This is a genomic window from uncultured Citricoccus sp. (assembly GCF_937871995.1).
Classification (GTDB): Bacteria; Actinomycetota; Actinomycetes; order Actinomycetales; family Micrococcaceae; genus Citricoccus.
Genome location: NZ_CALMQR010000160.1, coordinates 25,624 through 33,216 on the forward strand (window position 1 = coordinate 25,624; position 7,593 = coordinate 33,216).

The 7,593-nt window shown below is 68.0% G+C and carries 8 protein-coding genes; 2 read left to right on the forward strand and 6 right to left on the reverse strand.

Annotated elements, in window-relative coordinates; genetic code table 11:
• Nucleotides 1–155: 155 nt before the first annotated feature.
• The 4 genes from Q0283_RS17480 to Q0283_RS17495 all read right to left on the reverse strand — a co-directional run bounded on the left by Q0283_RS17480 (nucleotide 156) and on the right by Q0283_RS17495 (nucleotide 3,641).
• Nucleotides 156–629: a hypothetical protein gene (locus Q0283_RS17480; RefSeq protein WP_183526117.1), complete on the reverse strand. Its 474-nt coding sequence runs from the start codon at nucleotides 627–629 to the stop codon at nucleotides 156–158.
• A 414-nt stretch (nucleotides 630–1,043) separates the two neighbouring features.
• Nucleotides 1,044–2,294 (reverse strand): heparan-alpha-glucosaminide N-acetyltransferase domain-containing protein, encoded by a 1,251-nt coding sequence (locus tag Q0283_RS17485; protein WP_183526114.1) that lies wholly within the window; start codon nucleotides 2,292–2,294, stop codon nucleotides 1,044–1,046.
• Nucleotides 2,295–2,401: 107 nt separating this feature from the next.
• Nucleotides 2,402–2,899, reverse strand: coding sequence for a DUF2231 domain-containing protein (locus Q0283_RS17490; RefSeq protein ID WP_183526111.1), 498 nt, complete (start codon nucleotides 2,897–2,899; stop codon nucleotides 2,402–2,404).
• Nucleotides 2,900–3,257: 358 nt separating this feature from the next.
• Entirely contained in the window at nucleotides 3,258–3,641 is a 384-nt protein-coding gene (locus tag Q0283_RS17495) for a hypothetical protein (RefSeq protein ID WP_298045931.1), read from the reverse strand.
• Between the two features lie 173 nt (nucleotides 3,642–3,814).
• Between Q0283_RS17495 and Q0283_RS17500 the strand changes: the two genes are divergently transcribed.
• Complete coding sequence (locus Q0283_RS17500; protein WP_183526106.1) at nucleotides 3,815–4,327, forward strand: GNAT family N-acetyltransferase; 513 nt, start codon at nucleotides 3,815–3,817, stop codon at nucleotides 4,325–4,327.
• Nucleotides 4,327–4,629: a hypothetical protein gene (locus Q0283_RS17505; protein ID WP_183526103.1), complete on the forward strand. Its 303-nt coding sequence runs from the start codon at nucleotides 4,327–4,329 to the stop codon at nucleotides 4,627–4,629. The genes Q0283_RS17500 and Q0283_RS17505 overlap by 1 nt, the downstream gene beginning before the upstream one ends.
• A 364-nt stretch (nucleotides 4,630–4,993) precedes the next feature.
• Here Q0283_RS17505 and Q0283_RS17510 read toward each other — a convergent pair whose 3' ends face one another.
• Together Q0283_RS17510 and Q0283_RS17515 are read right to left on the reverse strand one after the other, a co-directional pair.
• On the reverse strand, nucleotides 4,994–6,445 hold the full coding sequence (locus Q0283_RS17510; RefSeq protein WP_298045933.1) for a permease: 1,452 nt from the start codon (nucleotides 6,443–6,445) through the stop codon (nucleotides 4,994–4,996).
• Nucleotides 6,442–7,194: an ABC transporter ATP-binding protein gene (locus Q0283_RS17515; protein WP_183528370.1), complete on the reverse strand. Its 753-nt coding sequence runs from the start codon at nucleotides 7,192–7,194 to the stop codon at nucleotides 6,442–6,444. The genes Q0283_RS17510 and Q0283_RS17515 overlap by 4 nt, the downstream gene beginning before the upstream one ends.
• Between the last annotated feature and the right edge of the window lie 399 nt (nucleotides 7,195–7,593).

Consider the following 7,593-nt stretch of genomic DNA (forward strand, 5'->3'; position numbering starts at 1 on the left):
CCCACGCGGACAGCATGTTCCCGTCGCGCGCTGTCAGATTCAGAACCCGACTGCACTGAATTCAGAAGTGGACTGCACTGATCCGCAGGTGTGACCCCGGCACGGACCGTAAGGGATCGCCTTGCGGAGATTCGGTCAATCCCAGACGGGACGTTCTACCGAGGGGCGCTTTCGTTTTCGTGGTCGAGCCAGTGGGCCCGGTCGGCGACGTTCTGGATCTCGGGGCTGCGGACCACCGCCTGCCCAATGAGATGCCGGACGGCCACCGGCAACGGCGGGGTGATGTTGTCCTCCCAGTCCGTCAGCACCCAGCATTCCTCGTAAGAATTGGCGGACTGTCGGAGCAACTCGTAAACGAGGAAATCGCAATCGTTCTTCGGGACGACAAGACCCAGGGCATCGTCGATCGCATCGTGGGTCCGCTCCCGCTCATCCGTCCTGCAGAGCTCATCCAACCGGTGGTGACCGGCTTCGATCCGGACCGAATCCTCGGGGCGCTGTTCGTAGAGGTCGGTGATTTCCCGCATCTGGTTCAGGTACGGGCGGATGGCTTCCAGGTACTCCTGGGCCAGGGCCGACAGCTGTTCCTTTGGGGTCTGTGTGTGCAGATCATCCGGAAACGAATACACGGAATCCTTGTCGCGTCTCCTACTCATGGCACCTTTTCGCCTGCCTTTCACCGTACGCACGTCCCGCACGGCACCCCGGCAGTGTCGGTTCAAACGTCTCATGGGCATGTACGCAGGAAAGCCTCACACGCTGGCCGGAGGAGCATCTGCACTGACATATATACCCGTGCGGAGGATTGCTTGGCACCGCCCACTACCGGCGGGGGCAGTGACTATCCGTACCGCCCCGTGAGTGGATTCCCCGCTGGGACGGTATTAGTGATGCGCTTCTTCGTGCGTCTTCGGGCCGGGGGGAACGCATGCCCGGGGCGCTTTGGTTCGTTCCCGTGGGCTGCGGTGATCGATGACAGGCCCCTGGAGTAGCTCCGTTTCCGTGCATGCGCTGCAGGCCGGGCCTGCACTGCAGCGGCGGGGTTAGTGCGCACCAAGGTCGTCTGGTGGCGGCGCGGGGCGGTGGCCGGTGAGGATGAGGGTGCGAAACCATCCGGTGGCGCCGGCGAGGATGGCTTCGAGGGGGCCTTTGCCCACGGCAGCTCGCCAGAGAACGGCGAAGAGTATGAACACGATGACCTGGATGGCGATGGACATGATCGGGCGCTCAGGATCAACGGTGTCGGTGGCCATGATCACGACGTGGGCGGAATAGAGGGTCAACGTCATCGACCCGGCCGCGGCGAGGGGACGAGTGGTGCGACCCAGATACGGCACCAGGAGCAATACAGCGCCCAGGACCGCCAGGGAGGTGCCCACGGTGTGCAGGATGGTCACCGGGGTCGAGGTATAGGGCGCCAGGATCGCCAGCCACCACCCCGTGGTGGTCGGCAGCCCATCCACTGCATCGTCCTCCCCGTAGACCAGGATGTTCTGGATCTGACCGTGGTCCAGGTCCGGGGTGGCGGCCGTGATCTGGCCCATTCCCCCGACCGGACCCAGCAGCAGCACCGACACCAGCCACGTGGACACCGCCAGAGCCGCCCCCGCGCCGAGCAGGGCAGCCGCGACCTTCTTCGAGTTCAGGTCCAGGCGACCGACCACCATCCCCACGCAGATGTAGGCCACCCAGGGCAGGACCGGGTAGTTCCCGGTGAGCAGCATGTCGGTGAGGAAGACCCCCGGGTGGGCCGCCGCCAACCCGAAGGTGTACTCGTCGTCGAACACCGGCATCTCCGGCCACCCGGCGCGGACCAGTTGCATCGCCACCGGCCCGGCCACCGCGAAAACCACGGCCAGGACCAACAGGGTCCGCCGCCCCAGGCCCAGCAGGGGTGCCGCCAACAAGAACAGGATCCCGTAGTACGGCAGGATGATCGCCACCGCCGTGTCCGTGGACCCCAGCAGCAGCCCGATCCCGGTGATCAGCACGGCTCGTAAAGCGAGGGCTCCCCGTGCGGCGGTCATCGCCCGTCCGATGGGTGGTTGCCGGCCGCCGGTCTGCAGGGCGATGGAGATCCCCGCGATCAGCGCGAAGAGCGCGGCCACCCGGCCCGCGAGCACGGTCCAGACCAGCAGGAGGTCTCCGGTCGGGGTATCGGGTAGCACGTTCACGACCACGATCCCGATCAGGGCCAGCCCCCGGGCGACGTCGACGCCCTCCACCCGGCGCGACACCGGGCCGCCCGGAGGCGCCGGCCCCGGGGTGGAGAACCCCTCGGCTGGTTTTGGCACGCGAATTCCACCAGTGGCCACTGCCACATCACCCCCTTTCAGGGTGTTCCCAGGGCAAGCACCGCTGCACCATTCCAGCTGGAAACCGCCGATAGGGCGATGGCGCGTCAGCCGGAGCGCCAGTCCGTCCACACGGCTTCGGCCCCGGAATGGCCGGTCACCACGACCTGATAGATCAGAAGCAACCCGGCCAGGACGGTGAGCACCCGCAGAGCCGCCACCATCCACCGAATGTCCCGTCCCGGGGCCAACCACTTGATCCGGGAAGTGCTCCAGGGGCCGGTGACCGCCACCGTCAAGATCACGACGACGGCGAAGACTCCCGCGACAATCTCGAGCCGGTCACCCTGGGCGGCATGAGCCTCGATCAGGGAGCTGGGGGATCCGACCTCCTCCAAGGCCTCCTCCAAGACCTCCCCGGCACTGGCGGTCAGTATCGTAAGGGCCGCAGTGAGTACCGCCAGGATGACGATGGGCCATTCCAGGACACGTTGCCAGGGTGGGCGCAGGGCGTAGACGATGCCGGTCAGGCCGGCCACCGGTGCGAAAGCGACGACCGCGTGCAGGAACAAGATGTGCGCAGGAAGCCCCAGAATCTCTACCATGAGCGCTGCCTTTCAGGTTCAAAGTGCCACCGGATTCCGAATCGACACCTGCCTTGAGGTGCACCCCCGCGCTGAACTGTGCGCCTCACAGCTGAATGCCTGCTGAGCTGGCCCTGATACCTGCCTGAGGATCGGGTCGCGCACAAGTGCCCATCACCCACCGGCCGAAAGGACCCTAGGGCGGCCTCCCGGTTTGTCCCTACGGTGACTACGATCGATAGAGTGTTCAAGGCCGCCATGAATCCTGGGCCACTCGATGGCATTCTGACGGTCGCGTCGATAACTACGCCCGCATAGACCTAAACGCCACAGTGAGCCTTCCGCAACGGGATCCGCTTACGAAAGAACTCGGTACGGGCTACCGCACCAGCAGGTTCTCGTGAACCTGCGTCCAGCCGTCATCGGTGAGATCGGTGGTGTTGGCCCCGTCGCGCACCACCCTGGCCTCAGCGCCGGCCACTCCGAGTGTCGCCAGCTGGGTATCAACATTGGAAGGGCCGTCACAGGCGGACGACTCCGCTTCCACGGCCACAATGCACACACCGCCGGCCATGCCGGGGTCGGCGGGCTTGGCAAGGAAGTATGAGATGCCCTCATGTTCGCCGACGAACCGGGCGCTGTCCGGCTCCATCTCACCCCGATACAGGTTGGCGGGCAGCGTCCGGTCGTCGGCTGCCGGCTCGTCCAGGACGCTGATGCCGGCATTGGCTTGGTTGCTGCATCCCGACACCAGGAAAAGCATGCACATAGCGGCGGCTGCCAAACCCTTGCGTTGCATTATGGCTCCTGACCATGGGCGTAGTGATACCCGCCACCATAGTCAGGAACGACTGAACCGCGTCAGGCTCGTGCCGCCTACGGAACACGGTGCCCCGCAAGGGGATCCCTTTCCGGGGAGTCTTGTTGAATGGGGGAATGGATATTCGCCCCTGCACCGACGCGGACCTGAGCGTGTTGTGCTCGCGCTGGAGGACACCCGGTGGCGTCCACGAGGCACACCATGTCTGCCAGCGGGCCGGCCAGACCACGTACCTGGTCGCGTGGCATGACCAGGAGCCACTGGGCTCCGGGGTCCTGCAATGGGGTGGGTGCATCGGGTCCAACGCCCGGACCGCGTACCCCGAGGCGGTGGAACTCAATCACCTGCAGGTCCGCGACGAGTATCGCGGACAAGGAGTGGGCAGCGCCCTGATCGCCGCCGCCGAGGACCTCATCGCGCGAACCGGCTGCTACCAGATGGCGGTCGGCGTCGCCGAGGACAACCCGGCCGCGGAGCGTCTATACCGCCGCCTGGGATACCGCCGCACCGGGGTCCTCGATGTCAGCGAGTACGACTGGATCACCCCCGAGGGAACAGTCCGCCATGAGACCGAACGCGATCACCTGCTGATCAAAGCCTTGAACTACACCAGTGAGCAGGAGGGGTAGTGCTCGTCGTCGAACGCGTGGTCGACCTGCTGACGGACCACTCGGTGGTCGAGGCCGACGCCGACATCCAAGAACGTGACTACTGGCTGGTCTATCTCGAGTACCGCCACATCACCGCCACCCTGATCTTCAATGGCCACTACTCCACCGACGACCGGATCAAGTACGGCCGTGAGCCGGGTTCCATACTCGAGGGGCCCGGTCTCTGGTACGTCCCGGACGGCACGCCGGCGGAGATCGCCTCGTTCCTGGCCGGCTGGATGATCGGCCGAGCCGGGGCGCCCCGCAACCCTTGCCCATGACCCAGCTACCCGGACGGGTGCCGGCCGAGTCCGATCCCCACGAAGGCGGGACCATTCCGCGTCCCAGCCAGTGGTTCTCCCCGTCTGCATTCTTTGAGGGTCAGCACCGGTCCCGCCTGGACCCGGACGAGCGGACCGGATGAGCACCCGGTGACCCCACCACCAGTTCCTCTGGTTCACCCAGCTGGACTGCCCCACGAGGGGATCCCCAACCGATACAGCGTCCGTGGACCCCGCGTCGGCGCAGGCACGGCTCACAGCACGCCACGGAACGTGGGGGCCGAGCCTTCCGGGTGGGAGGCGACGGACCGGGTGGCCAGCCCCTTCCCAGCGTGATAGATGACGGCCGCCCATGCTTGTCGACCTAGCCCCGCAGTACCGCGCGCAGCGTCGGCCGGGAGGCGGCTACCCCCAGCCGGATGAGCGCGACGCCGGCCACCAGGCATCCGGCGACCAGCGCCATGGAGGTGGGGCTGAACACGATCGCCGCGCCGATCATTGGCAGCGTGGTGATCACGGCGGCCCCGACGGAGAACACCAGCACGGTCCACAGCGGGCCGAACACCGAGCGCCGCCGGATGGCCTCCATCGTGGCTTCGGTCATCCCGATCCGGCCGAGCCCGCGGTACATCTCGGCTCGGTCCAGGACCTGTGCGGCCTGGGTGATGCCCACCGAGCACGCGGTCAGCACGAAGGCGATGAGCATGGTCAGCAGCACGCCCGTGCGCAGGTCCGCCATCAGCAGCAGGTCCTCCGGCCGGGCGCCCTCGGCCGACGTCGCGCCGGCCAGACCCATGCCCGCGCCGCCGACGACGCCGATGTACACGGTCACCGCCAGCCCGCCGACCTGGCGCCAGGCCTGCTGCGGGGACTCCAGGACGTTGCGGGCGGCCACCAGCTGGTTAGGGCCCTTTGCCCGGCGCCAGGACCGTCGGCTCATGACGGCCAGCAGCCAGGGGCCGATGAAGTGCAGGGCCAGCAGGGGCAGTCCGAAGCCGATCAGCACCATGACGAGGAAGAACATCATGTCCCCGACCCCGGCGACTTGCAGCATGAGCTGCGCCACGGCCACGCCGGCCAGCGCCAGCACCACCCGCACCCAGTGGACCCGGGCCGGTTGTTGACGGGTGCGCACTCCGAGCGGGGTGATCTCAATCCGGCGTAGTCCGGCCAGCGAGCTCAGCACCGCCAGCAGCAGCAGGGCACCGAGCACCGCGGCCAGCCAGGGCCCGCCCAGCCACATCCCCGCCCCGCCGATGGGCCGTCCGGCGAACGGGATCAGTCCGACCACGGGCATCAGGACCAGGTACCCGGCGACGCCGACCACCAGCCCGGCGGCGGCCAGCACCGCCGCCTCCGCCACGGCCAGGGTGCGCACCGTGCCGGTCCCGGCACCCAGCAGGCGCAGGGAGGACAGTCGTTCGTCCCGCCGTCGGGCCAGCAGCTTTGCCGCGGCGCCGGCCAGCCCGGCCAAGGGGAAGATCAGCAGCATCAGGGCGAACACCGAAAGCATGAGGTAGAAGCCGCCCAGCTCCCCGGTGATGGACCAGAAGGAAGATGCGCCACCGGCCACCAGCAGGGTCAGCGTGCCGACGATCGCGAAGGAGGCCACGGGCAGCACCCACACCTGCCGGTCGGAGAACAGCTTGCCTAGGAACAAGCGCAGCAGCGCCGCCGTGCCGTGGCGTCCGATACCCGTGCCCGACGGTGACGGGCCGGGCATCGCCGGAAGGTCACCGGCCGGCGTCGGAGCGTGGTCCCCGGTGGGGATCCCGGCGCGCGATCCGGACGGGGACGCGGGCAAACGCGCGCTCATCGGTGGCCTCCCTGGGAGCCCGCGGGGGACGCGGACCGTCCGGTGGCTGAGTCGGCCACGATCCGTCCGTCCTGCACGCGGACCAGGCGGGAGCAGCGGGCGGCGGTGGCCTCGTCGTGGGTGACCATGACCAGGGTGTGGCCGCGGCCGACGGTGGAGTCCAAGAGCGCGGTGAGCACTGAGGCGGAGGTGACCGAGTCCAGGGCGCCGGTGGGTTCGTCCGCGTAGACGACCTGCGGGTCGGCGACCTGGGCCCGGGCGATGGCCACGCGCTGGGCCTGGCCGCCGGAGAGTTCCCCGAGGCGGCGGTCCTGCATCCCGTCCAGTCCCAGGGCGGCTAGCCACTGCCCGGCGTGGTGCTCGGCGGCGGGGCGGGGCACGCCGGAGAGCATGAGTGGCAGGGCGACGTTCTCCTGCGCCGTGAGCTCGGGCAGCAACAGCCCGTCCTGGAAGACGAAGCCGAGGCGTTCGCGGCGCAGTCTCGCCCGGGCGTCCTCGTCCAGGGCGGTGACCTCCACCGGGTCGGACCCGGGCGCCGTGAACAGGACCGAGCCGGCCTCGGGCAGCAGGATCCCGGAGAGCACGTGCATCAGGGTGGTCTTGCCGGACCCGGACGGGCCCATGATCGCGACCGACTCACCGATCCCCACGGTGAGATCGACGCCATCGAGGGCGCGGGTGGTGCCGTAGTCCTTGACGAGGTTACGTGCGGTGAGCAGGGGCGGGGTGCCGATGGAGGGGTGGGTCATCATGGGTTCCACTCTCGCGTCGAGGCTGCCCCGCCGTCGTCGGCCCTCAGGGTGAACCTGGCCGGCGTGGATCCCCCCGGAGGATGAGGCAACAGGCGGTCCCGGAGGCGGAGTTACGGTGGCGAACGTGGACACCGCGCTGGGACCAGCTCAGTCCGGAGGAACCGATCCCTCTCCAGACTCAGTATCTTCTGAGACGACGCAGCAACTCCAGGCTGCCCCTTCACCGACGCCGTTTCACATGGGGATCCTCCAACGGGCGCCTCTCATCGGAGGGCTGCACAACTCCTGGATGGCCACGCTCAGAATGTTGTGTACGCCGGGTGCGGAGCTTGCCCTTTGCGGGATCCGCGTGCGCACCATGGCACGTGCCCAGCACTTTCCTCACTGTCGTGGGAC

Bases quoted from the DNA above. Each gene is read 5' to 3' on its own strand.
- Q0283_RS17490 (WP_183526111.1), bottom strand. From the start codon at position 2,899: ATGGTAGAGATTCTGGGGCTTCCTGCGCACATCTTGTTCCTGCACGCG.
- Q0283_RS17495 (WP_298045931.1), bottom strand. From the start codon at position 3,641: ATGCTTTTCCTGGTGTCGGGATGCAGCAACCAAGCCAATGCCGGCATC.
- Q0283_RS17500 (WP_183526106.1), top strand. From the start codon at position 3,815: ATGGATATTCGCCCCTGCACCGACGCGGACCTGAGCGTGTTGTGCTCG.
- Q0283_RS17510 (WP_298045933.1), bottom strand. From the start codon at position 6,445: ATGAGCGCGCGTTTGCCCGCGTCCCCGTCCGGATCGCGCGCCGGGATC.
- Q0283_RS17515 (WP_183528370.1), bottom strand. From the start codon at position 7,194: ATGACCCACCCCTCCATCGGCACCCCGCCCCTGCTCACCGCACGTAAC.